Below are 23,398 nucleotides of genomic sequence, written 5' to 3' on the forward strand. Positions count from 1 at the left end.
CTTCTTTGTGTCAACGACGGCCCTGAATCCGCCCTGCCCGCATGAACCCGTCGTAGTTGCGCATAATCATATGGGATTCAATCTGCGCTATGGTGTCGATCGCGACCCCCACCACAATGAGCAGCGCCGTGCCGCCAAAATAGAAAGGCACATTCAAACTGTGAATCAGCAGGGTAGGCATGACGCATACCGCGCTCAGGTATATGGCGCCGATAACGGTTAGGCGCATAAGCGTTCTGTCCAGAAAATCGGCTGTTTTCTTGCCTGGGCGTATTCCGGGGATGAACCCACCGTTTTTCTTCAGATTCTCGGCCACATCATCAGGCTTGAAGGTAACAGCAGCGTAAAAAAAGCAGAAAAAAACAATCAGCGCGACGTACAGCACATAGTACCAAAGCGTACCTGGCGACAGCAGGGCAGAGGCCTTTTGCACCCAATCCACCTTGATAAAGGTGCCGATAGTGGCGGGGAACATCATCAAAGAGGAGGCAAAAATCGGGGGAATAACGCCGGACACGTTGATCTTCAGCGGTAAATGCGAGGATTGACCGCCGTAGACCTGCCTCCCTACGACCCGCTTGGCATACTGAATCGGAAGGCGGCGCTGGGAAGTTTCCATAAAAATGATAAAGGCGATCACTGCAACCATCATTGCCAGCAAAACCGGGGCCAGCATCAATGGCAGTTGCCCCGCCTTGACCAACTGCACCGAGTTGCCGAATGCTGCCGGCATGCGGGCGACAATACCCGAAAAGATTATCAGTGAAATGCCGTTGCCAATGCCCCGTTCGGTCATCTGCTCGCCCAGCCACATGATAAAGGCTGTGCCTGAAGTCAGGGTCAGCACCGTCATCAATCTGAAGTGGAGGCCCGGGTCGATAACAATCGGAACACCGTTTGAGCTGCTTTGCCCTTCAAGCCCTGCCGCAATGAAGAAGCCCTGCACCACAGACAAAAACACCGTCCCGTATCGGGTGTACTGCGTTATTTTGCGCCTTCCCGCCTCGCCTTCCTTGGACAGCGCCTCCAGCCGGGGCACAACCACGGTCAGCAACTGGATGATGATGGATGCCGAAATATACGGCATGATCCCCAGGGCAAAGATGGAGAAATTCTCCAGCCCGCCGCCGGAAAACATGTTGAACATGCCAAACAGCGTGCTCGAGTACTGCTGAAAAAAATCCGCAAGTGCCTCGCCGTTGATCCCCGGAGTGGGAATCTGCACGCCCATCCGGTAAACGCAGAGCATCAGCAGCGTGAAAAGAATACGCCTGCGAAGCTCCGGGATGCTGGCCATGCGCGCGAGTCCGCTCATTGCGCTTCCTCGACGACGGTCCCACCCGCTGCAGCAATCTGCTCCCTGGCCTTTGCACTGAGCCGGCTCAGTTTTACAGTCAGGCTTTTGTGCAGTTCTCCGTTGGCCAAAACCTTGACTGGCGTCTGAATATCCTTGATAAAGCCGGCATCAACCAGAGCCTGCTGATCGACCGTGGCCCCCTGCCCAAAACTGTCCAGCATTTCCAGAGAAATCAGGACCGCCTCGACCTTAAAGGCATTTTTGAAGCCGCGTTTAGGCAGACGGCGGTGCAGAGGCATCTGACCGCCCTCGAATCCTGGCTTCATGCTGTAACCAGTCCGTGCGCGCGCACCCTTATGACCACGGGAAGCCGTCTTGCCGCTCCCGCTCCCCGCGCCACGCCCCACCCTTTTGTTCGACTTGCGGGCGCCCTCCGAAGGAGTCAACGTATTCAAAGTCAGCATCACTTGTCCTCCACAATTCGCACTAAGTGCTGAACCTTGTCCAGCATGCCGCGCAGCTCGGGCGTGTCCTTTCTGGTAACGGTCATGTGCATGCGCAAAAGGCCCAGCCCTTTCAGCGTCGCCCGAACGGCCTTCGTGCTCCCGATGTAACTTTTAACCTGCGTGTATGTAATGGTGTCGTTCATGGTAGCCACATCAATTCATCATCGTGCCGGCTCAGGCCAGCACATCCTCGACACTGATATTCCGCAGTTGTGCCACCTGTTCCGCACTCCGCAACTGCCTGAGACCCGCCAAAGTTGCCTTGGCCAGGTTATGCGGATTATTGGAACCCAGGCACTTGGTCAGAATATTCTGCACTCCTGCCGCCTCAAGAACAGCTCGCACGGCGCCACCGGCGATAACGCCCGTACCGTCGGAAGCTGGCCGGAGCATCACGCTCCCGGACTTGAATTTTCCGATCGTATCATGGGGAATGGAAAACTCGGTCAAAGCAACCGTGCGCATATCCTTCTTGGCCTGCTCCACGCCCTTGCGGATGGCCTCAGGCACCTGATTGGCCTTGCCCAGGCCATAGCCAACACGCCCCTTGCCATCGCCGACCACCACGATCGCGCTGAAGCTGAAACGCCGACCGCCCTTAACTACCTTGGCAACCCGATTGATGTAAACGATCTTTTCAATCAGATCTTCCTGCACATTGTCCTTTGTTCGCCTAGACTCGGTCAAGTCACACCCCCGCTCTGCAAAGCATGATTTCCTCGCTCAAAACACTATAGCCTCAAAACTGCAAACCCGCCTCGTGCGCCCCTTCCGACAGGGAACGGATGCGCCCATGGTAGAGGTTGCCGCCACGATCAAAAACAACCCGTTCAATGCCTGCAGCCTTTGCCTTTTCAGCTACCTGACGACCGATTTCCCTCGCCTGCTCAGACTTGCCCTTGAAGGCAGAGGCATCAAACGACTTGCTGTCCGTGGAGCAGGCCAGCAGGGTGATACCCCGCTCATCATCGATAAGCTGCACGGATATATGCCGATTGCTCCGAAAAACGCTCATGCGCGGCCGCCCGCTGGTGCCGTGCACCTTGAGCCGGATACGCTGGGCACGCTTTTTCCGTGCAAGCACTTTGGGATTCGTTTTGGCCATAATATATCACCAAATCAAAAGTTACTTTTTGCCGCCAGTCTTACCGACCTTTCTGGCAACATACTCACCCGCATACCTGATCCCTTTTCCTTTATAGGGCTCAGGAGCGCGCACGGCTCTGATGCGGGCGGCGGTCAATCCAATCAAATCCTTGTCAATTCCCTGCAGGGTAATGGCATTATCCTTGCCAACAACACCGGTAATACCAGCCGGCAAGGCAAAGGCAACCGGATTGGAATAGCCAACGTTGAGGGTCAGGGTCGAACCGCTGACGCTGGCCCGGTAGCCAACCCCTTCAATGGTCAGCACCCTGGAAAAACCCTCGCTGACGCCTACGACCATATTGTAAATCAGGCTGCGGGTGAGGCCCCAGTAGGCCATTGTCTGCTTGTCCCCGCCAGTCGGCTTGCACACAACCTGACCGTTCTCAACCGAAACCTGCATTTCAGGGCGCAAATCCCGCTCCAGCGAGCCTTTCTGGCCGCTCACCTTGATATGTGCACCCTGCACTTCCACCTTGACCCCAGCTGGAATAGCAACGGGCAGCTTACCTATCCTGGACATTTTATCACCTTTCCTTATGCGTACCGCTGTTACCATACTTCACAGAGGAGCTCGCCGCCGACATTCGCCCGCCGCGCAGCCTTGTCTGTCATGACACCCTGGGAAGTGGACAGCACTGCAATACCAAGACCGCTCATCACTTTGGGGATCCTGGTACTTCCTGTATACTGTCGTCGCCCTGGTTTGCTGATCCGGCGAATTCCCGTAATGACCTGCTCGCTGTGGGGGCCATACTTCAACTGAATCTTCAACACGCCCTGTGGGCCCTCGTTGACCGTCTCAAAGCCCTCAATATACCCCTCTTCCTTGAGCACTCTGGCGACGCTGGCCTTCAGTGTGGAAAGCGGCATATCAACGGAGGGGAAATGGGCATTGCTGGCATTTCTGATACGGGTCAGCATATCTGCCAAAGGGTCATTCATCGACATGGAAATTATCCTCAAATTTCGTCTTGGTTCAGTCCTGAACAGTCTCTGGAAGCGGGGCTCACCAGCTTGACTTAATCACGCCTGTAACTTCTCCCTGAGAGGCCAGCTTCCGAAAGCACAGGCGGCACATGCCAAACTTGCGATAGTATGCGCGCGCGCGCCCGCATAGGGGACAGCGGTTATAGGCCCGCACTGCAAATTTCGGTTTGCGAGTTGCCTTGCACATCAACGATTTCTTTGCCACAGCACATTCTCCTTACAGGTTTCGGTTACGCACAAGGCCTACTTTTTGCGAAAAGGCATGCCAAAGGCATCCAGCAGGGCCCGGGCATGCCCATCCGTTTTGGCAGTGGTGACAATGGTCACATTGAGGCCGCGTATCTTCTCAATGGTATCGTAGTCAATCTCTGGGAAAATGATATGCTCTGCAATGCCCATGGAAAAGTTGCCACGCCCGTCAAAACCCCTTGGCGACACTCCCCGAAAATCACGCACCCGCGGCAGGGCGACGTTAATCAGTTTGGAGAGGAAATCATACATCCGGTCGCGTCGCAGGGTCACGCAGGCCCCTATCGGCATGCCCTGCCGCAGCTTGAAGGTGGCTATCGACTTTTTAGCCCGGGTCACCACTGCCTTCTGACCGGCAATGCGTGTCAACTCCCCTACTGCCTGCTCAACTACCTTTGGGTTTTGCACCGCTTCGCCGAGCCCCATGTTAAGAACGATCTTCTCAATTTTAGGGGTTTCCATGGCGTTCGCGATGCCCAAATTCTTCTGCAGCTCGCCTTTCAGCCGGGTATCATACAACTCTTTTAAGCTTCCCATGAAATTCAACCTCAACCCATTTATTTCTTGGGCGTCTCGATTGTCGCCTGGCACTTCTTGCAAATTCTGACCTTGCTCCCATTGTCAAGCGTCTTGTGCCCTGTCCGCACTGTGGCCGCGCATTCAGGACAAACCAGCATAACATTGGAGATATCAATACTGGCTTCACGCTCAACTATCTGCCCTGGCTGATTTGCGCTGCGGGATTTCTGGTGCCTCTTGATCATATTGATGTGCTCAACCACAACTCTGTGCCCGGCATCTTCAAAACGAAGCACTTTTCCCACCCGGCCCTTATCCTTGCCTGCAATAACCTCTACCTTATCGTTGACCTTCAGCTTGCTGGACACCTGGCGCATCACTTCACCTCTGCAATTTCCAAACATAATCAGCGCGCTTACAGGACTTCAGGCGCGAGCGAAATAATTTTCATAAAGCCAAGGCTGCGCAGCTCACGGGCGACCGGACCGAAAATACGGGTTCCAATGGGGTCACCACCAGTCGTCAGCAATACAGCCGCGTTCTCGTCAAATTTGACCAAGGTATCTTCGGGCCTGGAAAGCGGGGCCACCGTGCGAACCACAACGGCATTGAGTACATCGCCTTTCTTCACTTTCGCATGGGGAATGGCCTCTTTGACCGTCACGACAATAATATCCCCAATGCTGGCGTAGCGCTTCCGGGTGCCACCCAGTACCCGCACACACAATACCCGGCGGGCCCCGGAATTATCCGCCACGTTCAAAACAGTCTCTGTCTGGATCATGGTTTCACCAATCTCATCTCACTGTTGCACGATACCCATCTGTCAGGCGGCCCGCTCAAGCACAGACCGTACCAACCAGCGTTTTCTCTTCGAAAGCGGCCGGCACTCTTCAATAAGGACGCGATCGCCTACCTGACACTGATTGTTCGTATCATGCGCCATATACTTCGCACGTCTGCGCACGTACTTCCTGTAAAGTTTGTGGAGTACCCTGCGCTCGACCAAAATCACAACAGTCTTGTCCATACTGTTGCTCACTACCACGCCTCGGCGCGTCTTCTTCACATTTTCTGTACTCATTGCAAAACCTTTAAGAGGTAAGTGGCGGCGAATTACTGCTGATTGGCTTTTTGCGCCAGAAAGGTCTGAACACGGGCAATATCCTTCTTTATACGGGACAGTTGCGCCGGATTGTCCAGGCGACGAATACCATGTTGAAAACGCAGCTTAAAAAGCGACTCGCGTAACTCCCGATCCTTTATCTGCAGTTCTGCAACAGAAAGATCCTTTAAGTTCTGGCTCATATACCCTCACTCTTGCTCACTATTGCAGTTGGAAACGGCAACTTGTAACTTGCCAGGCGCAGAGCTTCAACCGCGAGTTCCTCCGGGACCCCCCGCAGCTCATACAGCATCTTACCCGGCTTGACCACTGCAACCCAATGATCAGGAACCCCCTTACCCTTGCCCATGCGGGTTTCAGCCGGTTTCTTGGTAATGGGTTTGTCCGGGAAGATGCGAATCCATAAAGCGCCGCCGCGACGGACTTTGCGGTTGATGGCAATACGGGCGGCTTCAATTTGCTGGGCGGTCAGCTTGCCGCACTCCATGGCCTTCAGACCGAAATCGCCAAAGCTGATTTCTTCGCCGCGCTGCGCCGCACCGCGCATCCGACCCTTGAACTGTTTTCTATGCTTAACCTTACGCGGGCTTAACATATGTCTATCCTCTCTGAATAAAACCCATCACTCGCAGCAACTCATGCAGCCACTGCCGACTGCGCTTCACGCTGGGGCGCTTCGTTTGCGTCAGCCAGTATCTCGCCTTTGAATATCCAGACCTTGACTCCAATAATGCCATAGGTGGTCCGGGCGACAGCCAGGCCATAATCGATGTCCGCACGCAGTGTGTGCAAAGGCACACGCCCCTCCTTAAACCATTCCGTCCTGGACATTTCCGCACCGCCCAGGCGACCGGAGCAGGACACTTTGATACCCTGGGCCCCAAAACGCAAGGCCGAGTTGATCGACTTCTTCATGGCCCGGCGAAAAGCTATGCGCTTCTCCAACTGCTGGGCGATGCTTTCCGCCACAAGCTGTGCATCGGCCTCGGGCCGGCGAACTTCCTGAATGTCAATGAGGAAGGGGCGCTTGAATTCCTGATCCAGTCCCTTCTTGAGGTTCTCTATCTCGGCGCCTTTCTTGCCTATGATCACGCCGGGGCGCGCTGCGAACAGCTTGATCTTGACCTTATCACCGGTGCGCTCAACCATGATCTGGGAGATGCCGGCATGATACAGCCGCTTCTTGAGATAGGCGCGCACCCTTTGATCTTCATTCAGATTCGCTGCATAGCCCTTATCAGCGTACCATACCGATTCCCATGACCGGGTAATGTTAAGCCGCAAACCGATGGGATTAACTTTCTGACCCAAGATGTCCTCCGTGCACTTCTGCTAAATTAGGAACCACTTCGTCCTTGCCGTTATTTCTCGTCAACAACCACCGTTATATGGCTTGAACGCTTCAGAATACGATTGGCCCGGCCCTGCGCGCGCGGACTGAAGCGCTTCAGCATAGGCCCGCCGTCAATCAGTATCTGCTTGACATACAGCGTATCCACATCGACTGTATCAACCTGATCGGCATTGGCAATAGCCGAGGCCAGCACCTTACGAATAATGCCAGCACCCTTTTTAGGCATAAAACGCAGGGTGGTCAAAGCATCTTCCACACCCATGCCGCGAACAACATCGGCCACCAGACGAGCTTTTTGCGGAGAAAGGCGAATGTATTTCGCAACGGCCTTAATTTCCATAATCTACCTCCTCGTATCCCCTGCAGCTCTATTTCGCCTTTTTATCGGAGGCATGACCGTAAAATGTCCTGGTCGGTGAGAACTCGCCCAGCTTGTGGCCCACCATATTTTCCGTGACATAGACAGGGATGAACTTGTTACCGTTATGCACCGCAAAAGTCAACCCGACCATTTCAGGAACAATATCGGAGCGGCGCGACCAGGTTTTTATCACCTTGCGCGAACCACTTTCCTGTGCCGCTTCAACCTTGCTCAACAGGTGATCATCCACAAATGGGCCCTTTTTGATGGAACGTGCCATAATTTCTCTCTCCGCTCCTAATTCCGTTTCTTGACGATATCTCGATCAGCAGTCCTGCGGGTTTTGGTCTTAAAGCCCTTGCTCGGCGTGCCCCAGGGCGAGCAGGGATGCCGGCCGCCGGAACTCTTGCCTTCACCGCCGCCCATTGGATGATCCACCGGGTTCATGGCCACGCCCCGCACCGAAGGCCGGATGCCATGCCAGCGTGCACGCCCGGCCTTGCCCATCTTCTGGCTCCCATACTCAGTATTCCCCACCTGGCCGATACAGGCACGACAGTCCTTGCTAAAACGGCGCACCTCACCGGAAGGCAACTTGACCAGGACATGATTGCCATCCTTGGCCATCAACTGGGCGGCAGATCCTGCAGAGCGCACCATCTGCGCGCCCTTGCCGATTTTCATTTCAATATTGTGAATAACGGTTCCCAGAGGGATATTGAACATCGGCAGGCAATTGCCAAGTTTGATATCGGCTTCAGGCCCTGACACGACCGTATCGCCAACTGCAAGGCCGTTGGGAGCGAGAATATACGTCTTCTCTCCATCCGCGTAGTTGAGCAGTGCCAGATTGGCGGAGCGGTTTGGATCATACTCTATGGCCACAACCCGGGCAGGAATACCATTCTTATCGCGCTTCCAGTCGACAATTCTATATTTACGCTTATGTCCGCCGCCATTGTGGCGTGCCGTTACCCGGCCATAGTTATTACGGCCTCCGGTTTTCTGCAGCGGCGCCAGCAGACTTTTTTCAGGATCTTTGCGTGTAAGCACATCCTGTGCCAACGAAACGTAGTGCCGCTTGCCCGGTGAAGTCGGTTTATGGATTTTGATAGCCATTGTCTTTTCTGCCTTCTACGCTGAATACCTGAGAAAAGTGAGTTACAGATTTTCCAGAAAGTTGATTTTTCCTTCTGCAAGTGTAACGTACGCTTTCTTCCAGTCACTCGTTTTGCCAATCGAGCGGATGCCCACTCGTTTCTTTTTACCTCTCACATGGGCTGTGGCAACCTTTGCAACTTTGACCTTGAAAAGCTTTTCCACTGCTGCCTTGATCTGAATCTTGTTGGCAGTGCCAGCCACAGTGAAGACAACCGTATTCTGGGTTTCCTGTAACTTGTTACCCTTCTCGGTCAGGCGAGACTTTTTAATGACATCATACAAGGTATTCATACGGTCAGTCTCCGTTCGATCCCGTCAAGGCTGGCCTGCAGCAACATGAGTTTGTCGTACTTCAAAATATCGTAGACATTCAAGCCAGCAACTGGCAGCACCTTGACGCCAATCACATTTCGAGATGAAAGATCAAGATTTTTTTCCATTGCCTCGACAACAATGAGGCAGTTATCTGCAGCCAGTCTTTTCATGGTTGCAACGAAGTCCTTCGTTTTCACCGCTGGCATCTCGAACTTGTCCAGTACGAGCAGCTTCCCCTCCTGATTGCGGGCGCTCATTGCCATCCGCAGTGCCAGTTTTCTGACCTTTTTCGGCAGGCTATAGGCATAGTCGCGGGGCTTGGGGCCAAAAACGGTGCCACCACCGCGCCACAGAGGAGACGTACGACTCCCGGACCGCGCACGACCGGTCCCCTTCTGGCGCCAGGGCTTGACACCGCCGCCACTGATTTCACCCTTGCACCTGGTGCTGGCATTGCCGCTGCGCCGGGCCGCACGCTGCATGCACACGACCTCGTGCAGGATGCCTGGGTTCACCTCAATATTGAACAGTGCGTCGTTGAGATCAACTTCCCCAACCTTCTCGGCGCGTGTATTCAGTACATTGCAAACAGCCATCTCAATCTCCTTGCACGACAAACTTAAGCAGCGATGCTGTAGATATTCAGGAGACCGTTTTTGGCACCTGGCACCGCACCATGCACCAATAAAAAGTGTCCCTCGCGAATATCGACAATCTTCAGGTTTTTCTGCGTCACCCGCTCGTTGCCCATCCGGCCCGGCAACCGCAGTCCCTTCAAAACACGGGACGGCCAGGCACTACTGCCAATGGAGCCGGGAGCACGATGGAAGTTCGAACCGTGCGTATCACGCCCCCCCTTGAAACCATGACGTCTGACCACCCCCTGAAAGCCCCGGCCCTTGCTGACGCCGCTAATATTGACCTTATCACCTATTTTAAACAGCGTGGATACGGCCAATTCCTGCCCCACTGCAAGCTCGTTATCCGGCTGTACACGAAATTCACGAACATGATAAAATCCGTGCTCTAATCCGGCCCGCTTGCAGTGGCCAGCCTCAGCCCTGGTGATACGCGACTGCCTGCGCGGCAGGAAGCCCAGCTGAACCGCGTCATATCCTTCCTTTTCAGCGGTTTTTCGCTGCAATACCACACATGGGCCTGCCTCTATGACTGTCACGGGAATGGCATGGCCATTTTCGTCGTACACCCGGGTCATGCCTATTTTTCTCCCCAGAATACCAGCTGTCTTTGGCATCGCTTTCTACCTGAATCTTTCGTTTGATTGTCGTGCTCTTGCCCGGTCAGGCGTAAGCTCAAGGCAATTTGATCTCCACATCCACACCGGCGGACAGCTCCAGCTTCATCAGGGAATCAATCGTCTGCTGTGTTGGTTCCAGAATATCCAGCAGCCGGCGATGCGTCCGCATTTCAAACTGTTCACGGGACTTCTTATCCACATGGGGGGATCGGAGTACTGTATACTTGTTGACACTGGTCGGCAGGGGTATCGGCCCCACAACAGTGGCTCCGGTTCTCCGCGCCGTCTCAACAATCTCCCTCGTCGAAAGGTCCAGAAGTTTGTGGTCATAGCCTTTCAGGCGGATCCGGATTTTGTCTGCAGGAATCATGAATAACGCCTCACTCGAGAATTTTGCTGACGACGCCGGCGCCTACCGTGTGACCGCCTTCACGTATGGCAAAGCGAAGGCCTTCCTCCATGGCGATCGGCGTGATCAACTCCGCGGTAATATGCACATTGTCCCCAGGCATAACCATCTCAACACCTTCCTCCAGCGTACATACCCCAGTCACATCCGTTGTCCGGAAGTAAAACTGCGGACGGTACCCGTTGAAGAAGGGCGTATGACGGCCGCCTTCCTCCTTCGTCAGAATATAGGCCTCAGCCTGGAACTTCTTGTGCGGCTTGATCGAGCCCGGCTTCGCCAGTACCTGACCACGAACCACTTCCTCCCGCTTCAGACCGCGCAGCAACGCGCCAATGTTATCCCCAGCACGCCCCTCGTCCAGCAGCTTGCGGAACATCTCGACACCGGTGCAGGTCGTCTTCACCGTCTCCCGGACGCCCACAATCTCGACTTCATCACCAACCTTGATGATCCCGCGCTCAACGCGTCCCGTCGCCACCGTGCCACGGCCGGAAATCGAAAACACATCTTCCACAGGCATCAAAAACGGCTTGTCTATCGGGCGCTCCGGCTGGGGTATGTAGCTGTCAACCGCATCCATCAGCTCCAAAATCCCCTTGATCGCCTCAGGATCCTCAGGGTTGTTCAATGCGTTCAGCGCAGAGCCCTTCAGAATCGGAATCTCGTCCCCAGGAAAATCATACTTGCTCAAAAGTTCCCTGAGCTCCATCTCAACCAGCTCGATCAGCTCCGGGTCATCCACCATGTCGCACTTGTTCAAAAAGACGACAATCGCTGGCACTCCAACCTGACGCGCCAGAAGAATATGCTCCCGCGTCTGCGGCATCGGCCCGTCCGTCGCCGCAACCACCAGGATGGCCCCGTCCATCTGGGCCGCTCCCGTGATCATGTTCTTGATGTAGTCCGCATGCCCAGGGCAGTCAACATGGGCATAGTGCCGCTTGTCCGTCTCGTACTCAACGTGGGAGGTGGAAATCGTAATCCCCCGCTCCTTCTCCTCAGGCGCCTTGTCAATCGAGCTGTAGTCGATAAACTTCGCCAGACCTTTCTTCGCCAAAACCTGCGTAATGGCCGCCGTCAAGGTCGTCTTCCCATGATCAATGTGACCAATGGTTCCCACATTGACATGCGGCTTCGTCCGCTCGTATTTTTCCTTAGCCATTCTGAATACCTCTTTCAGAAAATCTTCTTTCCACCCATCAGACCACGCCCCGGATCTTTTGAATTATCGCTTCTGCTCGCCTTGCGGGGACTTCGGCGAACTCGCTGAATTGCATGCTGAAGGTCGCCCGGCCCTGGGTACTGGACCTGAGTTCCGTCGAGTAGCCGAACATCTCGGCCAGAGGGACCTTGGCATCAACGACCTGTACGCCTTTGCCGGCGTCAAGACTGAGGATCTGAGCTCCCTTCCGATTCAGATCATTGATCACATCCCCCAGATATTCATCCGGAGTTATAATCTCAAGCCGCATTATCGGCTCCAGCAACACCGCAGCAGCCTCGGCAGCAGCCCGGCTGCACGCCACCGTGGCAGCAATGCCAAAAGCCATCTCCGTGGACTTTTCCTCGTCGTAGGAACCGCCCACCAACAGGGCCTTCACATCAATCAGGGGATAACCAACCAGGGGGCCGGACTCCAGGCTGTCCAGAACAGCTTTCCGTATAGCCTCAAGGTAGAGTGCGGGAATTTCCCCCTCGTCAACCAAAATCTCAAAGCTGTTACCCTGACCTTTCTCGCCTGGAACCAGCTCGATTTTTACGTGCCCGTACTGCTCTTTGCCCCCGAGCGGAGTCTCGAACCGCTCTTCAGCCTGTGCCGGGCGCGTTATGGATTCCCGGTAGGAAACCTGCGGCTCGCCCACATTCGCCTCGACCTTGAACTCGCGGGCCAGCCGGTCCACAACAACTTCAAGATGCAGCTCACCCATCCCTGAAATGATCGTCTGACCGGTATCCTCACTGACCGAAACACGAAAACCGGGATCTTCCCTGGCAATTTCGGCCAGACTTTTTTTCAGACGTTCTTCATCCGCCTTGGTTTTGGCTTCTATGGCGATACCAATCACGGGCTCGGGAAAGGCGATATTTTCCAGGACAATACTGTCGTCCGCCTCACAGAGCGTGTCCCCTGTCCGAGTAAATTTCAGCCCAACCACGGCCCCGATCTCACCAGCCCCGAGCTGCCGCACCTCCTCGCGTTTGTTGGCATGCAGCTTCAACAGCTTGGACAGCTTCTCCGTCTTTTTCTGGCGCGGATTGAAGAACTTCTGTCCAAGTCCCAGCACGCCGGAGTAAACGCGAACAAAGGCCAGACTGCCGACAAAGGCATCACTTTGCAGCTTAAACACCAGGGCACTCAGTTTTTCTTTCGGATCAGCCCTGCGCAGCACTCTTTGCCCCTGAGGCCCCATCCCCTCCACTGGTGGAATATCCAGGGGGGAAGGCAAATAACGAACGACCGCATCAAGCAGGGGCTGAATCCCCTTGTTCTTGAAGGCGGATCCGCACAGCACAGGGACAAGTTTCAACGCCAGAGTAGCCTTTCTCAAGGCTGCATGAATCTCATCAGGACTGATTTCCTGATCGCTGAGATATTTCTCCATGAGCTTCTCATCAAAGTCGGCCAACTTTTCGAGAAGCTGCATTCTGGCGGCCGATGATGCATCCCGATAGGCATCGGGGATAGGTTCTTCCAGCACTGTCTGCCCCAAGGACTCTTCCGTGAAGCGCAGAAGGCGCTGTGCAGGCAGATCAATTACCCCAAAAAAGACGTCCTCGCTGCCAGCGGGCAGCGTAATCGCAACCGGCGACGCCCCCAGCCGGCGCTCCATTTCGGCGATACATCCTGTAAAGGATGCACCCACCCGGTCCATCTTGTTTACAAAGGCGATGCGGGGCACATGATACTTGTCCGCCTGGCGCCATACCGTCTCGGACTGCGGCTCGACGCCACCGACAGCACAGAACACGGCGACAGCACCATCCAGAACCCGCAGACACCGCTCGACTTCGACAGTGAAGTCTACATGCCCGGGCGTGTCTATAATATTGATCTGATGATCCGCCCAAAAGCATGTCGTTGCAGCAGAGGTAATGGTAATCCCCCTCTCCTGCTCCTGTTCCATCCAGTCCATGACCGCCGTTCCGTCATGAACTTCTCCCAACTTGTGTGAACGCCCGGTATAAAAGAGAATACGCTCAGTGCTTGTCGTTTTTCCGGCATCGATATGGGCCATGATGCCGATGTTGCGAATTTTCCCGAGCGATTCCATCTATGTCACACTTTCTCGCCGTCTGCCGACTCATAATACGCAAACCGCCTTGGATAAACGAAGAGCGAAGCTCTATACTCAGGCCTGTTCCCGACGTCAAGAAGCGTGTACTGCGTCCTGCTACCATCGGTAATGGGCGAAGGCCTTGTTGGCTTCGGCCATTTTGTGGGTATCGTCCTTCTTTTTGACGGCCTGCCCACGATTGTTATAGGCGTCCAAAAGCTCTGCCGCCAGCTTGTCGGACATGGACTCACCGGAGCGCCCCTTGGAGTAGTTGATAATCCAGCGTATGGCCAAGGCATTACGCCGTTCGGGCCGCACTTCAATCGGCACCTGATAGGTAGCGCCACCCACACGACGGCTCTTCACCTCGACCTTGGGCCGCACGTTTTCCATGGCCTCCTCAAAGACCGCAAGCGGCTCCTGGTCGGCCACCTTGCTCTTGATGATGTCCATGGCGTCGTAGAACAGCCGGCGCGCCACCGTCTTCTTGCCCTCGCACATCAGACTGTTGGTAAACTTGGAAACAAGCACCGAATTAAAACGTGGGTCCGGAGCAACGGAGCGCCTGTCCAGTACCTTCTTTCTTGGCATGATCCTACCTTCTACCGGAAAATTTTATTTTGGCCGCTTTGCGCCGTACTTGGAGCGACCCTGATGGCGATTGCTGACGCCCAAGCTGTCCAGCGTACCCCGAACGATGTGATAGCGGACACCGGGCAGGTCTTTGACGCGCCCCCCGCGGATCAGCACGACCGAGTGCTCCTGCAGGTTGTGTCCGATGCCAGGAATATAGGAGGTAACCTCAATGCCGTTGGTCAGGCGCACGCGGGCAACCTTACGCAAGGCGGAGTTCGGCTTCTTGGGCGTCGTGGTATAGACGCGCACACAGACCCCGCGCTTCTGCGGGCAGTTTTGCAGTGCCGGAGAGCCGGAACGTCGGCTGAGCTGCTTTCTCCGGTTACGGACAAGCTGATTGATGGTTGGCATGCGGCAACTCCTTCTCACTCAAGAGCCTTACCTGCTCTCAAATAATCGCAAATGAAAAATTACGTTAAAAACGTAAGCCGGTATTTATAAAGTATAGCGACGGGAAATGCAAGCGCTTTTTCACTCATCACCTTGGTTGACACGGTAGCGCCGCAGACCGGTGCCAGCCGAAATCAGCCGACCCATAATTACGTTTTCCTTCAGGCCGGACAGATCATCCACCCGGCCGGCCATGGCGGCGTTGGTCAGCACCTTGGTCGTCTCCTGGAAGGAGGCGGCGGCAATAAAGGAATCCGTGGACAGGGAGGCCTTGGTCACACCCAAAAGCAGGGGCTCGGCTGCAGCCGCCTGCAGGCCCTCCCTGGCGAGCCGCTCGTTCTCCTCCCGGAATTTCCATTGCTCCACCTGCTGGTCCAGCATGAAGGACGAATCGCCCACATGGGTGATGCGCACCCGCCTCAGCATTTGCCGCACGATGGTCTCAATGTGTTTGTCATTAATCTTGACGCCCTGGAGTCGATACACCTCCTGAATCTCGTTGACCAGGAAGCGGGCCACCTCTTCCCGGCCCTTGACGCGCAGAATGTCATTGGGCAGCGGGGAACCGTCCATGAGCGGATCACCGGCCTCAACGTGGTCGTTTTCATGCACCGTGATCGGCTTGGATTTCGGAATCAGGTATTCCTTGGCTTCGCCGACTTCCGGCACCACAATGACCCGCCGCTTGCCTTTCAGTTCCTTGCCAAAGGTGACGCGGCCGTCGATTTCGCTGATAATGGCCTGCTCCTTGGGCTTGCGCACCTCGAAAAGCTCTGCGACCCTGGGCAGACCACCGGTGATATCCTTGGATTTGGTGGTTTCGCGGGGAATCTTGGCCAGCACGTGGCCGGCGCTGATCGTCTCGCCCTCGTTCACCGTGATGATGGCGCCTGCGGGCAATGGATAACGGGCAAAGAGCTGACCGTCCGGCAGCTTCATGGTCCTGCCCGCCTCGTTTTTGATGCTGATGCGCGGATTGACCTGTTTGGAGAAGCCACTTGTCATGATGACCTTGCTGGTAATGCCCGTGACCGGGTCAATGCGCTCCTGCATGGTCTCGCCCTCGACCACATCGCCGTATTTGACGGTGCCGCCCACCTCGGCCACGATCGGCAAGGAAAAGGCGTCCCAGAAAGCAATGACCGTGCCTGGCTCGACCTTCGCGCCCTCCTTTTCCACCACGGTGGCGCCGTAGGGCACCGGGAAGCGCTCCCGGTCGGCCCCCTGCTCGTCGCGGATGAGGATTTCGGAGCTGCGGCTCATAACGATGTTGTGGCCCTCGGCATTCTGCACGGAGTGCAGGTTCCTGTAGCAGACCTCGCCGCCGCGTTGGGTGCGGATTTCGGCCTGCTCAATGGAACCCTTGGCCGCGCCACCGATGTGGAAGGTCCGCATGGTGAGCTGGGTACCCGGCTCGCCAATGGACTGGGCGGCAATGATGCCCACGGCCTCGCCGATGTTGACCATGTGGCCGCGCCCCAGGTCACGGCCGTAGCACATGGCGCAGATGCCGCGCCTGGACTCGCAGGTCAGCACCGAACGGATCATCACCCGGTCGATGCCCGCAGCCTCGATTTGCTCGACCTTGTCCTCCGTGATTTCCTCGTCCGCATGCACAATGACCTCGCCGCTGTGCGGATCCACCACGTCATCCAGTGCCACCCGGCCCAGAATGCGCTCGCCGATGCGGGTGATGATTTCACCGCCTTCGATCAGGGGCTCGGCCAGCGTCCCCTGCATGGTGCCGCAATCATGCTCGACAATCGTCGAGTCCTGGGCCACGTCCACCAGGCGTCGGGTCAGGTAGCCGGAGTTGGCGGTCTTCAAAGCCGTATCCGACAGGCCTTTGCGGGCGCCATGGGTGGAGATGAAGTACTCCAGAACGCTCAGACCCTCGCGGAAATTGGCCTTGATGGGTGTCTCGATGATCTTGCCATCCGGCCTGGCCATGAGGCCGCGCATGCCGGCCAATTGACGGATCTGGTCCCGGGAACCGCGGGCGCCCGAGTCAGCCATGATATAGACCGGGTTGAAGCTCTTGATTTCCTGGAGTTTGCCGTCCCTGCCCTTGATGTAGTCCACTGACATTTCCTGCATCATCTCTTCGATGATCTTGTCAGTCGCCTTGGTCCAGATATCAACCAGCTTGTTGTACTTTTCGCCGTCCGTAATCTGACCGCTCGCGTACTGCTGTTCGACCTCCGCAGCCTCCTGCTCGGAGGCTGCGACCAGATCCTCCTTGCTCACAGGAATCTTCATGTCATTGATGGAGATGGAGATGCCTGCCAGGGTGGAGTTCTCATAGCCCAGATCCTTGATCCGGTCGGCCAGAAGCACCGTTTCCTTGGTGCCGGCGTGGCGATAGGTATAATCGATCAGGAAGGCCAGTTCCTTTTTGGACATCTCCTTGTTGACCAGGGAAAAAGGTACGGCGTCGGGCAGGATTTCACCCACCAGGGTGCGGCCAATGGTGGTATCCACCAGGGCCGCTGCCTCCTCGTCGTTCCTCTTGTCCTTCTTCATGCGCACCTTGACTCTGGCCTGCATGTGGGCTACGCCCTGGTCAAAGGCGATACGCGCCTCGGCCGGCGAGCCGAAAACCAGGCCCTCGCCCGGCGCGCCCGGCCGTTCCCGGGTCATATAGTAGAGGCCCAGGACAATATCCTGGCTCGGAATGATGATGGGCCCGCCGTGGGCCGGCGAGAGGATATTGTTCGTGGACATCATCAGGACCCGGGCCTCGACCTGCGCCTCCACCGAAAGCGGCACGTGCACGGCCATCTGGTCACCGTCAAAGTCGGCGTTGAACGCCGTGCAGACCAAGGGGTGCAACTGGATGGCCTTGCCTTCGATCAACAGCACCTCGAAGGCCTGCATGCCCAGACGGTGCAGGGTTGGAGCACGGTTCAGGATGACCGGGTACTCCTGCACGATCTCCTCAAGGGCGTCCCACACCTCTTTTACCCCCTTTTCCACCATCTTGCGGGCACTCTTGATGGTGCTCACGTGGCCCTGCTGCTCAAGCCGGCTGTAAATGAAGGGCTTGAACAACTCCAGGGCCATCTTCTTGGGCAGACCGCACTGGTGCAGCCGCAGATGAGGCCCGACCACGATGACCGAACGGCCGGAATAGTCCACCCGCTTGCCCAGCAGATTCTGGCGAAAGCGACCCTGCTTGCCTTTCAGCATATCGGAAAGCGACTTCAGGGGCCGCTTGCCCGGGCCGGTGATGGTACGGCCACGGCGACCATTGTCGAAAAGGACATCCACCGCTTCCTGCAGCATGCGCTTTTCGTTACGGATAATGATATCCGGCGCGTCCAGTTCCAGAAGCCGCTTCAGGCGGTTGTTGCGGTTGATAACCCGGCGGTAGAGATCGTTCAGGTCCGAAGTGGCGAAACGCCCGCCTTCCAGGGGCACCAGAGGCCGCAAATCCGGGGGCAGCACCGGAATGACGGTCAGAATCATCCACTCGGGCCGGTTCCCGGAATCGCGAAAGGCCTCCACCACGTTCAGCCGCTTGCCCAGCTTGGCCCGCCTGGTGGCAGAGCCGGTCTCCCGCATTTCCTGCCTGAGCGTCTCCGAAAGCGCGTCCAGATCCAGAGCAGCCAGCATCTCGCGGATAGCCTCGGCGCCAATGCCGACCCGGAACCTGTCGGGATAATCCTCCATGGCCTTCCGGTACTGGTCTTCGCTCAGAATGCTGCCCACCGGCAGATGCTCTTCGCTGGACTCGACCACCGCATAGGACTCGAAGTAAAGAATACGTTCCAGTTCCTTCAGAGTCATGTCCAGAATAGAGCCGATCTTGGAGGGCAGGCTCTTCAGAAACCAGATGTGGGCGACCGGCGCTGCCAGGGCGATGTGCCCCAGGCGCTCACGCCGGACCTTGGACTGAATGACCTCGACACCGCACTTTTCACAGACCACGCCACGGTGCTTCATGCGCTTGTACTTGCCGCAGTTACACTCGTAGTCCTTGACCGGCCCGAAGATTTTGGCGCAGAACAGGCCATCGCGTTCGGGCTTGAAGGTACGGTAATTGATGGTCTCCGGCTTCTTGACTTCGCCATGAGACCATTCCAGTATCTTTTCCGGCGAGGCCAGAGAGATTTTGACCCTGTTGAAACTGACCGGTTCCTTGGGTTTCGCAAAAAAGCTGAATACGTCTTCCACGGTTGGCACCTCTATCTTGTGAACACCAATGGTTTTGCCGACCTGACAGCGGAACGCCGCTATTCCAGGAGCTCGATGTCCAGGCACAGGCCCTTCAGCTCCTTCACCAGGACGTGGAAGGACTCGGGCAGGCCGGTTTCCAGGAAGTTGTTGCCATTGATGATTTTTTCATACATGGTGGTACGTCCATCGACATCATCGGATTTGACCGTGAGAAACTCCTTCAGGGTGTAGGCTGCGCCATAAGCTTCCATGGCCCAGACCTCCATTTCCCCCAGCCGCTGGCCGCCGAACTGAGCCTTGCCGCCCAGCGGCTGCTGGGTCACCAACGAATAGGGACCGGTGGAGCGTGCATGAATCTTGTTGGCCACCAGGTGGTGCAGCTTGAGCATGTACATGGTGCCCACGGTAACCTGATTGGCAAAAGGCTCGCCTGTGAGGCCGTCGTAGAGCGTCGCCTGGCCGACCTCGTCCACTCCGGCCTCGACCAAGAGCTTGCGGATCTCCACCTCGGAGGCCCCGTCGAAAACCGGGGTGGCCACGTGGATGCCCCTGCCGTACTTGCGCAGCTTGTCCAGAAGCGCATCGTCGTCCAGACCCGCAGTCAGCCGTTCGTACTCTTCCCTGCTGTAGATCTTCTGCAATTTGGCCCTGGCCTCAGCCAGCTCCCGTTCCCTGGCCAATCGCTCAATCTGCTCGCCCAGTTTCTTGGCAGCATAGCCCAGATGACATTCCAGCACCTGTCCCACGTTCATGCGCGAGGGCACGCCCAGTGGGTTCAGCACCATGTCCACTGTGGTGCCGTCCGCAAAGAAAGGCATGTCCTCTTCGGGCAGGAGCCGGGAGACAACGCCCTTGTTGCCATGGCGGCCGGCCATCTTGTCGCCCACAGAGAGCTTGCGTTTGGTAGCCACATAGATCTTCACCATTTTGACCACGCCCGGCGGCAGATCGTCCCCCTTTTCCAGGCGCTCGGCAATACCCTCGTAGCGCTTGCGCACCAGATTTGCCTGATTGGCGTGCCGGGTAAAAATGGCGTTGATTTCTTCTTCGTACTTGCCCTTTTCCGCAAAATCGAGGGTTCCCAGCGCGCCGAAGGGCACCTGATTGATCACCTTGCCTGTCAGTTGCTTGCCCAGCTTCAGAATGACCTCGCCTTTGGCGTCCCTGATATCACTCTTGACAGTACGGCCGTTCAAAAGAGCGGCCAGAGCATGGCGCACACCCTTTTGCAGGCAGTTCAGCTCAGCCTCCATATCGCGGTTGATGCTCTCGAGCTCCAGCTCCTCTATCATCAGTGCGCGCTCATCCTTGTCCACACCCTTGCGGGAAAAGACCTTGGCATCGATCACCACGCCTTCCACGCCAGGCGGCACCCGCAGGGAGGTATCCTTGACATCACCTGCCTTTTCGCCGAAGATCGCGCGCAGGAGCTTTTCCTCCGGCGACAGCATGGTCTCGCCTTTTGGGGTGACCTTGCCCACCAGCATGTCCCCGGCCTTCACCTCGGCGCCGATGCGGACAATGCCCGACTCATCCAGGTCGCGCAGGCCGTCCTCGCCGATATTGGGAATATCCCGGGTGATTTCCTCCTTCCCCAGCTTGGTGTCCCGGGCCATGGTTTCGAAGATCTCGATGTGCACCGAGGTGAAGGTGTCCTCCTTCAGCAGGCGCTCGTTCACCAGAATGGAGTCCTCAAAATTGTAACCTCGCCATGGCATGAAGGCGATAGTAACGTTTTTGCCCAGGGCCAGTTCGCCAACCTCGGTGGAAGGACCGTCCGCCAGCACCTGCCCCTTGACCACCCGCTCGCCGGGCAGCACTACAGCCTTCTGGGTGAAGCAGGTATTCTGGTTGGATTTTTTGTACTTGGTGAGCCGGTACACGGCCACGCCGGTTTCGAAGCCGTCGGTGTCCGGTTTGTCGTAGCGAATCACCACGCGGTTGGCGTCAGCCTCCTCCACAATGCCTTCGCCTGCAGACAAAAGGCAGGCCCCGGAATCGCGGGCCACATATTTTTCCATCCCCGTGCCCACAAGCGGTGCGGTGCAACGCAAAAGCGGCACAGCCTGCCGCTGCATGTTGGAACCCATCAGGGCGCGGTTGGCATCATCATTTTCCAGAAAGGGAATCAGGGACGCGGCAATGGACACCATCTGATTGGGGGCCACATCCATCATGGTCACGTCTTCCGCAGCCACGCGGGTCACTTCGCTCTCGCTCCGGGCAATCAGATAGTCCTCCGCGATCCGGCTGTCTGCCATCTGGACATTGGCCGGCGCAATGACCTGCTTCTCCTCCTGCAGAGCCGAAAGATACTTGTACTCCCCGGAAACGAGCCTATCCTGCACATAGCGGTAAGGCGTCTCTATGAAGCCGTAGGGATTGACCGTGGCGTAGGTGGCCAGCGACACGATCAGACCGATGTTCGGACCTTCCGGCGTTTCGACCGGGCAGATGCGGCCATAGTGGGTCGGATGCACGTCGCGCACCTCGAAGCCGGCACGCTCACGCGACAGACCGCCAGGGCCAAGGGCCGACATACGGCGCTTGTGGGTCACCTCGGAGAGCGGATTGGTCTGATCCATGAACTGAGAGAGCTGACTGGTGCCGAAGAACTCCTTGATCGCCGAACTCACCGGCTTCGGGTTGACCAAATCGTGCGGCATCAGGGTCTCCAGCTCCTGCATGCTCATGCGCTCCCTGATGGCGCGCTCCATGCGCACCAGGCCAATGCGGAACTGGTTTTCGCAGAGCTCGCCCACCGTGCGCACCCGCCGGTTGCCCAGATGATCGATATCGTCGCCGTCCCTGCTGTTGTCCTTGAGGCGTACCAGGTGCTTCACGCTTTCCAGAATGTCCTCCCTGGTCAGCGTGCGCTTTTCGATCGGCGTATTCAGACCCAGCTTGGTGTTGATCTTGTAGCGCCCCACCTCCGACAGGTCATAGGTGGCATCCTGGAAGAACAGGCTGTCGAAGAAGGACTGGGCCACCTCCGGGGTCGGAGGGCTGGATGGCCGCAGGCGCCGGTAGATCTCGATCAGCGCCTCCTCCGTATCCTTGATCTTGTCCACCTGCAGGGTGCTGCGAAAGGACTCGCTGTAGTTGACGCCGTCAATATAGAGCAACTGGAACTGTTCAATCTGAGCCTCGGCGGCTGCCGCCAAAAACTCGGGCGTCAGCGCCGAATTGCAGGTGGCCAGCACCTCGCCGCTTTCCGGATGCACCACGTCGTGGGCAAAATAGCGGCCCACCAGGTCTTCGCTGGCAAGGGGCAAAGAGGCGACTTGGGCCTTTTCCAGCCTTTTCGCCAGCGCTTTCGTAATCTTCTCGCCGCGCCTGGCCATAACCTCCCCGCTGGCCGGGGCCACGATGTCACGGCTCAAACGCTGGCCGACAAGCGCCACCGGGTCAAAGGCAATGCTGTAATTCCCGCCGCCAACGTGCTGGATGGTATCCACCCGGTAAAACTGGTTCAGAAGATCCTCGGCCGTATAGCCCAGGGCCTTCAGCAGAACGGTGACCGGCAGCTTCCGCCTGCGGTCAATGCGCACGTAGAGGATGTCCTTGATGTCGAATTCGAAATCAAGCCAGGAGCCGCGGACCGGAATAATGCGCGCCGAGTAGAGGCGCTTGCCCGAGGAATGGGAACGACCGTTGTCGTGGCTGTAGAACAGGCCCGGCGAGCGCTGCAACTGGTGCACGATGACGCGCTCGGTGCCATTGACCACAAAGACCCCGTCCTGGGTCATAAGCGGCAGGGCGCCCAGAAAGACCTCCTGCTCCTTGATATCGCGCACGCTCTGGGCCTTGCTCTCCTCATCGACATCAAAGGTGATGAGCCGCACGGTAATCTTAAGGGGCGCCTCATAGGTCATGCCCCGTTCCATGCACTCGCTGACCGTGTACTTGGGTTCGCCAAAGTCGTAGCGGACAAATTCCAGCGAGCAGAGCCCGTTGAAATCGGTAATCGGAAAAATGCTTTGAAAGATGGTCTGCAGCCCCTGGTTTTTACGCTCCTCCGGGGCGACATCGTGCTGTAGAAAATGTTCGTAAGATTCCCGCTGCATGGCGATAAGATGCGGCGGCTCCATAAGTTGGGCGATTTTGCCAAAGCACTTACGTACTCTCTCCATATTCCCTCTCAGCACAATTTTTCTGTCAGCGGGCAAAAAGAAAACAGTATCGAAAAAACAGAAAGATACAACAAGAATTGGGGCTCACGGATTT

General features: G+C 56.6%; 28 protein-coding genes. All 28 read right to left on the reverse strand.

Annotated elements, in window-relative coordinates:
• Positions 1-10: 10 nt before the first annotated feature.
• The 28 genes from secY to rpoB all read right to left on the reverse strand — a co-directional run bounded on the left by secY (position 11) and on the right by rpoB (position 23,304).
• Complete coding sequence (gene secY / locus CAY53_RS10725; RefSeq protein ID WP_104937099.1) at positions 11-1,315, reverse strand: preprotein translocase subunit SecY; 1,305 nt, start codon at positions 1,313-1,315, stop codon at positions 11-13.
• The gene (gene rplO, locus CAY53_RS10730) at positions 1,312-1,758 is read right to left on the reverse strand and encodes a 50S ribosomal protein L15 (RefSeq protein ID WP_181040466.1); all 447 of its coding nucleotides are present in this window, start codon (positions 1,756-1,758) and stop codon (positions 1,312-1,314) included. The genes secY and rplO overlap by 4 nt, the downstream gene beginning before the upstream one ends.
• Before the next feature lie 2 nt (positions 1,759-1,760).
• Positions 1,761-1,946, reverse strand: coding sequence for a 50S ribosomal protein L30 (gene rpmD, locus CAY53_RS10735; RefSeq protein WP_017866466.1), 186 nt, complete (start codon positions 1,944-1,946; stop codon positions 1,761-1,763).
• Between the two features lie 31 nt (positions 1,947-1,977).
• Positions 1,978-2,490 (reverse strand): 30S ribosomal protein S5, encoded by a 513-nt coding sequence (gene rpsE / locus CAY53_RS10740; RefSeq protein ID WP_104937101.1) that lies wholly within the window; start codon positions 2,488-2,490, stop codon positions 1,978-1,980.
• Positions 2,491-2,542: 52 nt separating this feature from the next.
• Positions 2,543-2,908: a 50S ribosomal protein L18 gene (gene rplR / locus CAY53_RS10745; protein ID WP_104937102.1), complete on the reverse strand. Its 366-nt coding sequence runs from the start codon at positions 2,906-2,908 to the stop codon at positions 2,543-2,545.
• Between the two features lie 21 nt (positions 2,909-2,929).
• A complete protein-coding gene (gene rplF, locus CAY53_RS10750) occupies positions 2,930-3,472 on the reverse strand; it encodes a 50S ribosomal protein L6 (RefSeq protein ID WP_104937103.1) in 543 nt (180 codons plus the stop codon).
• A gap of 29 nt (positions 3,473-3,501) precedes the next feature.
• Positions 3,502-3,900: a 30S ribosomal protein S8 gene (rpsH, locus tag CAY53_RS10755; RefSeq protein WP_017865750.1), complete on the reverse strand. Its 399-nt coding sequence runs from the start codon at positions 3,898-3,900 to the stop codon at positions 3,502-3,504.
• Between the two features lie 58 nt (positions 3,901-3,958).
• Positions 3,959-4,144, reverse strand: coding sequence for a type Z 30S ribosomal protein S14 (locus tag CAY53_RS10760; protein ID WP_104937104.1), 186 nt, complete (start codon positions 4,142-4,144; stop codon positions 3,959-3,961).
• A 38-nt stretch (positions 4,145-4,182) separates the two neighbouring features.
• Complete coding sequence (gene rplE, locus CAY53_RS10765) at positions 4,183-4,725, reverse strand: 50S ribosomal protein L5 (RefSeq protein ID WP_104937105.1); 543 nt, start codon at positions 4,723-4,725, stop codon at positions 4,183-4,185.
• A gap of 20 nt (positions 4,726-4,745) precedes the next feature.
• Positions 4,746-5,084 (reverse strand): 50S ribosomal protein L24, encoded by a 339-nt coding sequence (gene rplX / locus CAY53_RS10770; RefSeq protein WP_017865748.1) that lies wholly within the window; start codon positions 5,082-5,084, stop codon positions 4,746-4,748.
• Positions 5,085-5,122: 38 nt separating this feature from the next.
• Positions 5,123-5,491 (reverse strand): 50S ribosomal protein L14, encoded by a 369-nt coding sequence (gene rplN, locus CAY53_RS10775; protein ID WP_017865747.1) that lies wholly within the window; start codon positions 5,489-5,491, stop codon positions 5,123-5,125.
• Positions 5,492-5,533: 42 nt separating this feature from the next.
• Positions 5,534-5,791, reverse strand: coding sequence for a 30S ribosomal protein S17 (gene rpsQ, locus CAY53_RS10780; RefSeq protein WP_017865746.1), 258 nt, complete (start codon positions 5,789-5,791; stop codon positions 5,534-5,536).
• A gap of 32 nt (positions 5,792-5,823) precedes the next feature.
• The gene (rpmC, locus tag CAY53_RS10785) at positions 5,824-6,015 is read right to left on the reverse strand and encodes a 50S ribosomal protein L29 (RefSeq protein WP_017865745.1); all 192 of its coding nucleotides are present in this window, start codon (positions 6,013-6,015) and stop codon (positions 5,824-5,826) included.
• Positions 6,012-6,428, reverse strand: coding sequence for a 50S ribosomal protein L16 (gene rplP / locus CAY53_RS10790; RefSeq protein WP_017865744.1), 417 nt, complete (start codon positions 6,426-6,428; stop codon positions 6,012-6,014). The genes rpmC and rplP overlap by 4 nt, the downstream gene beginning before the upstream one ends.
• Before the next feature lie 41 nt (positions 6,429-6,469).
• A complete protein-coding gene (gene rpsC / locus CAY53_RS10795) occupies positions 6,470-7,144 on the reverse strand; it encodes a 30S ribosomal protein S3 (RefSeq protein WP_104937106.1) in 675 nt (224 codons plus the stop codon).
• Positions 7,145-7,194: 50 nt separating this feature from the next.
• A complete protein-coding gene (gene rplV / locus CAY53_RS10800; protein ID WP_017866462.1) occupies positions 7,195-7,527 on the reverse strand; it encodes a 50S ribosomal protein L22 in 333 nt (110 codons plus the stop codon).
• 28 nt (positions 7,528-7,555) lie between these two features.
• Positions 7,556-7,828: a 30S ribosomal protein S19 gene (gene rpsS / locus CAY53_RS10805; protein ID WP_017866461.1), complete on the reverse strand. Its 273-nt coding sequence runs from the start codon at positions 7,826-7,828 to the stop codon at positions 7,556-7,558.
• Positions 7,829-7,845: 17 nt separating this feature from the next.
• Positions 7,846-8,667, reverse strand: a complete 822-nt coding sequence (gene rplB, locus CAY53_RS10810; RefSeq protein WP_104937107.1) for a 50S ribosomal protein L2 — start codon at positions 8,665-8,667, stop codon at positions 7,846-7,848.
• Between the two features lie 42 nt (positions 8,668-8,709).
• The gene (rplW, locus tag CAY53_RS10815) at positions 8,710-9,000 is read right to left on the reverse strand and encodes a 50S ribosomal protein L23 (protein ID WP_017866459.1); all 291 of its coding nucleotides are present in this window, start codon (positions 8,998-9,000) and stop codon (positions 8,710-8,712) included.
• Entirely contained in the window at positions 8,997-9,620 is a 624-nt protein-coding gene (gene rplD / locus CAY53_RS10820) for a 50S ribosomal protein L4 (RefSeq protein ID WP_017866458.1), read from the reverse strand. Before rplD ends, rplW begins: the two co-directional genes overlap by 4 nt.
• A gap of 23 nt (positions 9,621-9,643) precedes the next feature.
• Positions 9,644-10,279: a 50S ribosomal protein L3 gene (gene rplC / locus CAY53_RS10825; protein WP_104937108.1), complete on the reverse strand. Its 636-nt coding sequence runs from the start codon at positions 10,277-10,279 to the stop codon at positions 9,644-9,646.
• Between the two features lie 58 nt (positions 10,280-10,337).
• Positions 10,338-10,649 carry a 30S ribosomal protein S10 gene (gene rpsJ / locus CAY53_RS10830; RefSeq protein WP_181040467.1) on the reverse strand — a complete coding sequence of 104 codons (312 nt, stop codon included), beginning with the start codon at positions 10,647-10,649 and terminating at the stop codon, positions 10,338-10,340.
• Positions 10,650-10,662: 13 nt separating this feature from the next.
• Positions 10,663-11,853 (reverse strand): elongation factor Tu, encoded by a 1,191-nt coding sequence (tuf, locus tag CAY53_RS10835; RefSeq protein ID WP_104937110.1) that lies wholly within the window; start codon positions 11,851-11,853, stop codon positions 10,663-10,665.
• A 37-nt stretch (positions 11,854-11,890) separates the two neighbouring features.
• On the reverse strand, positions 11,891-13,963 hold the full coding sequence (gene fusA / locus CAY53_RS10840; RefSeq protein WP_104937111.1) for an elongation factor G: 2,073 nt from the start codon (positions 13,961-13,963) through the stop codon (positions 11,891-11,893).
• A gap of 120 nt (positions 13,964-14,083) precedes the next feature.
• Positions 14,084-14,557, reverse strand: coding sequence for a 30S ribosomal protein S7 (gene rpsG, locus CAY53_RS10845; protein ID WP_104937112.1), 474 nt, complete (start codon positions 14,555-14,557; stop codon positions 14,084-14,086).
• 24 nt (positions 14,558-14,581) lie between these two features.
• Entirely contained in the window at positions 14,582-14,953 is a 372-nt protein-coding gene (rpsL, locus tag CAY53_RS10850; RefSeq protein ID WP_104937113.1) for a 30S ribosomal protein S12, read from the reverse strand.
• A 120-nt stretch (positions 14,954-15,073) separates the two neighbouring features.
• A complete protein-coding gene (gene rpoC / locus CAY53_RS10855) occupies positions 15,074-19,168 on the reverse strand; it encodes a DNA-directed RNA polymerase subunit beta' (protein WP_104937114.1) in 4,095 nt (1,364 codons plus the stop codon).
• A gap of 59 nt (positions 19,169-19,227) precedes the next feature.
• Positions 19,228-23,304 carry a DNA-directed RNA polymerase subunit beta gene (gene rpoB / locus CAY53_RS10860; RefSeq protein WP_104937115.1) on the reverse strand — a complete coding sequence of 1,359 codons (4,077 nt, stop codon included), beginning with the start codon at positions 23,302-23,304 and terminating at the stop codon, positions 19,228-19,230.
• Between the last annotated feature and the right edge of the window lie 94 nt (positions 23,305-23,398).

It is taken from the genome of Desulfobulbus oralis (genome assembly GCF_002952055.1).
In the GTDB taxonomy this organism is placed as follows: domain Bacteria; phylum Desulfobacterota; class Desulfobulbia; order Desulfobulbales; family Desulfobulbaceae; genus Desulfobulbus; species Desulfobulbus oralis.

Coding starts and splice junctions, on each gene's coding strand:
- rpsH (WP_017865750.1), bottom strand. CDS start 3,900: ATGTCGATGAATGACCCTTTGGCAGATATGCTGACCCGTATCAGAAAT.
- rpmC (WP_017865745.1), bottom strand. CDS start 6,015: ATGAGCCAGAACTTAAAGGATCTTTCTGTTGCAGAACTGCAGATAAAG.
- rplW (WP_017866459.1), bottom strand. CDS start 9,000: ATGAATACCTTGTATGATGTCATTAAAAAGTCTCGCCTGACCGAGAAG.
- tuf (WP_104937110.1), bottom strand. CDS start 11,853: ATGGCTAAGGAAAAATACGAGCGGACGAAGCCGCATGTCAATGTGGGA.
- rplF (WP_104937103.1), bottom strand. CDS start 3,472: ATGTCCAGGATAGGTAAGCTGCCCGTTGCTATTCCAGCTGGGGTCAAG.
- rplD (WP_017866458.1), bottom strand. CDS start 9,620: ATGGCTGTTTGCAATGTACTGAATACACGCGCCGAGAAGGTTGGGGAA.
- rplN (WP_017865747.1), bottom strand. CDS start 5,491: ATGATCCAGACAGAGACTGTTTTGAACGTGGCGGATAATTCCGGGGCC.
- rplP (WP_017865744.1), bottom strand. CDS start 6,428: ATGTTAAGCCCGCGTAAGGTTAAGCATAGAAAACAGTTCAAGGGTCGG.
- rplB (WP_104937107.1), bottom strand. CDS start 8,667: ATGGCTATCAAAATCCATAAACCGACTTCACCGGGCAAGCGGCACTAC.
- rpmD (WP_017866466.1), bottom strand. CDS start 1,946: ATGAACGACACCATTACATACACGCAGGTTAAAAGTTACATCGGGAGC.
- fusA (WP_104937111.1), bottom strand. CDS start 13,963: ATGGAATCGCTCGGGAAAATTCGCAACATCGGCATCATGGCCCATATC.
- secY (WP_104937099.1), bottom strand. CDS start 1,315: ATGAGCGGACTCGCGCGCATGGCCAGCATCCCGGAGCTTCGCAGGCGT.
- rpsS (WP_017866461.1), bottom strand. CDS start 7,828: ATGGCACGTTCCATCAAAAAGGGCCCATTTGTGGATGATCACCTGTTG.
- rplC (WP_104937108.1), bottom strand. CDS start 10,279: ATGCCAAAGACAGCTGGTATTCTGGGGAGAAAAATAGGCATGACCCGG.
- rpsQ (WP_017865746.1), bottom strand. CDS start 5,791: ATGAGTACAGAAAATGTGAAGAAGACGCGCCGAGGCGTGGTAGTGAGC.
- rpsG (WP_104937112.1), bottom strand. CDS start 14,557: ATGCCAAGAAAGAAGGTACTGGACAGGCGCTCCGTTGCTCCGGACCCA.
- rpsL (WP_104937113.1), bottom strand. CDS start 14,953: ATGCCAACCATCAATCAGCTTGTCCGTAACCGGAGAAAGCAGCTCAGC.
- rplV (WP_017866462.1), bottom strand. CDS start 7,527: ATGGAAATTAAGGCCGTTGCGAAATACATTCGCCTTTCTCCGCAAAAA.
- rpoB (WP_104937115.1), bottom strand. CDS start 23,304: ATGGAGAGAGTACGTAAGTGCTTTGGCAAAATCGCCCAACTTATGGAG.
- rplR (WP_104937102.1), bottom strand. CDS start 2,908: ATGGCCAAAACGAATCCCAAAGTGCTTGCACGGAAAAAGCGTGCCCAG.
- rplX (WP_017865748.1), bottom strand. CDS start 5,084: ATGCGCCAGGTGTCCAGCAAGCTGAAGGTCAACGATAAGGTAGAGGTT.
- rplE (WP_104937105.1), bottom strand. CDS start 4,725: ATGGGAAGCTTAAAAGAGTTGTATGATACCCGGCTGAAAGGCGAGCTG.